The following is a 1776-nucleotide window of genomic DNA, read 5'->3' on the forward strand; positions in this document are numbered from 1 at the left end:
GCTTAAACAGCGTGATGAAGCAGTAAAAGCGCCGCCTCATAAGAATAAGAAGAGTAAGAAGAAGGGTAAGTGAGGAGTGGATAAGATGACAGTTAAAAAGAAGTATGAATCTACTGATGAAACAATCGAAGTTAATGGAGTTACGCTTCATCGTATACGTGCTTTAAGAAATTTTAGAGATGTGTACGCAGGTGACTTAGGTGGCTTTATTGAAAATGAAAGCAATTTAAGTCATGAGGGAGACTGTTGGGTTGGGGACGATGCAAAGGTTTATGGTAGTGCTAGGGTTTACGGTCGAGCCAAGGTTTTTGGTAATGCCAACGTTTATGATAACGCTCATGTTTATGGCAATGCCATTGTTTATTTTGATGCTAAAGTTTTTGATAATGCACATGTATACGGTTCAGCAATAATTTGTGGAAATGCCCGTGTGTGTGGTGATGCATGGATTGATACAGGTTTTATTAGTGGCTGTGATTTAGTTAATAGTAGTAAAAAGAAATACGAACTTACAGACGATACAGTTGATCTCGGTCCTTTCAAGTTACACCGAATACGAGCATTGAGAAGCTTTGGCAAAGTAAAGAAAGGTGATTTAGGTGGCTGGGTAGAGAGTGAAGAGAACCTCAGTCACGAAGGTAATTGTTGGATTAGTGGTTTAGGGGCTGTTTTTGGTGGCGGCAGATTACGTGGTGATCACCTAGTTCCAAACTTTAATTACATTTCCAATACGACTTATAAATTGTCTATGTTAACACCACAACAATACATGGCATCTCTACCTTGGCACCGTAGAACATTGGAGAGACTCCGTTATTATTGGGAGTACAGAATATGGCTTTAGCTATTAGAATTATTCACGAAGGCGTTTTTTCTTTGAAAAATTTATTCCAAAAAATATTGTTCTGTTCATCTGTACACCGGAAAAAACCAAGACAAAACGTAGTCTCCAGCTTTTCTTCTGGATCATTACATGAAGTGTGTTCAACTACAATGATTATAGGTTTTCTTAAGCATGGTTCTATTGGTTTTATATCAAACCAAAGGGCCAATTTATCCTCATGTTCTATACTAAAAAGGTCAAAAAAACCCGTACGCTCAGGCTTTAGTTTTGGGTCTATTAAATCAATGTGCTTTGGGGTTTTTAAGGAGATTTTCGTTGCGTTTTTATATTTCTTAGAGTCTGAGATACCTTTGGTGGGATCTGGGTAGCATGCTTTTCTAAATTCAAACGGGTTGTCTTCAGGGATTTTTATGTGATTTATCTTGATTATTTGTTTTGTTGGATTGTGGATGATTAATTCTAGGCGAACGTTAAGTTCTTTAAGGGTATTTGGAGATGTTTGCGCAAGAATTTTACGCACACTATAACTTTGTAATTTTTGTCCTAAACGTTTTTCTTTTTGTTCTTTGTGGTATTTATAAAAAACAAAGCCTGCTGAAATTACACTGATGATAAAAGAAGTAAGCCAAGATATTATTGACATATTTCACACACCTTTCCCTCCCCGCTTTTTGAAAAAAACAATCATATAAAACACATTATGTATGGAGTGGCGTGGTGAATAACACGATTCTTTGTTTTGATCTAGGTACCAAAACGGGGTGGGCGATACGTGGTGCAAGTGGTGACATGTTCAGTGGTACCGTGAATTTTCAATCGCGCCGTTTTGAAGGCGGTGGAATGCGTTATTTGCGCTTTAAGCAATGGCTATCAGAAATAAAGCAGACAGCAGGTCAAATTGACGTGGTGTATTTTGAAGAGGTGAGGCGTCA

General features: G+C 37.8%; 2 protein-coding genes and 1 pseudogene. 2 read left to right on the plus strand and 1 reads right to left on the minus strand.

All coding sequences use genetic code 11. The features are described 5' to 3' along the window. Positions 1-85 precede the first annotated feature (85 nt). Positions 86-844, plus strand: coding sequence for a hypothetical protein (locus ACFIKJ_RS09175; protein ID WP_375670535.1), 759 nt, complete (start codon positions 86-88; stop codon positions 842-844). A gap of 13 nt (positions 845-857) precedes the next feature. Here ACFIKJ_RS09175 and ACFIKJ_RS09180 read toward each other — a convergent pair whose 3' ends face one another. Then, positions 858-1487 (minus strand): hypothetical protein, encoded by a 630-nt coding sequence (locus ACFIKJ_RS09180; protein ID WP_375624397.1) that lies wholly within the window; start codon positions 1485-1487, stop codon positions 858-860. Positions 1488-1561: 74 nt separating this feature from the next. Here ACFIKJ_RS09180 and ACFIKJ_RS09185 point away from each other — a divergent pair. Continuing rightward, positions 1562-1776: pseudogene (locus ACFIKJ_RS09185) on the plus strand (hypothetical protein); the annotation flags it as partial.

The sequence above is a fragment of the Bartonella sp. PS7NMGDW genome (assembly GCF_042193585.1).
Taxonomy (GTDB): domain Bacteria; phylum Pseudomonadota; class Alphaproteobacteria; order Rhizobiales; family Rhizobiaceae; genus Bartonella; species Bartonella grahamii.

Bases quoted from the DNA above. Each gene is read 5' to 3' on its own strand.
- ACFIKJ_RS09175 (WP_375670535.1), top strand. From the start codon at position 86: ATGACAGTTAAAAAGAAGTATGAATCTACTGATGAAACAATCGAAGTT.
- ACFIKJ_RS09180 (WP_375624397.1), bottom strand. From the start codon at position 1,487: ATGTCAATAATATCTTGGCTTACTTCTTTTATCATCAGTGTAATTTCA.